This is a genomic window from Ferrovum myxofaciens (assembly GCF_000735045.1).
Lineage (GTDB): Bacteria > Pseudomonadota > Gammaproteobacteria > Burkholderiales > Ferrovaceae > Ferrovum > Ferrovum myxofaciens.
Genome location: NZ_JPOQ01000502.1, coordinates 1 through 253, shown reverse-complemented (window position 1 = coordinate 253; position 253 = coordinate 1). Strand labels below are relative to the sequence as shown.

The following is a 253-nucleotide window of genomic DNA, read 5'->3' as shown; positions in this document are numbered from 1 at the left end:
CTTCCTTGCTGATCTGGTGAGACTCCAGAATGTCCACCACGCCTTGCATAGCCTGGGAAATGGGGTTGTGCTGGGCAAAACTGTACCCCTCGAACAAGGAATCAAAGACAGGTCGGGTGATCAGGTGCTGGGCCAGCATTTCAGTGATCTCACCATCGCTGATGCTGTCGTTCAGATTCGAGCGCAACTCACGGGCAAAGGACGCAAAGGCTTCCCGTTCCAAGGGGTAGTCCGGGCTCTCCAGAATCCCGGT

Annotated in this window: 1 protein-coding gene; it reads right to left on the bottom strand. The window is 55.7% G+C overall.

Translation table 11 applies throughout. The annotated features are described in order from the left end of the window. Positions 1 to 253 (bottom strand): hypothetical protein (locus IV91_RS16390; RefSeq protein ID WP_035418914.1); only part of this gene is annotated, 253 nt, incomplete at both ends.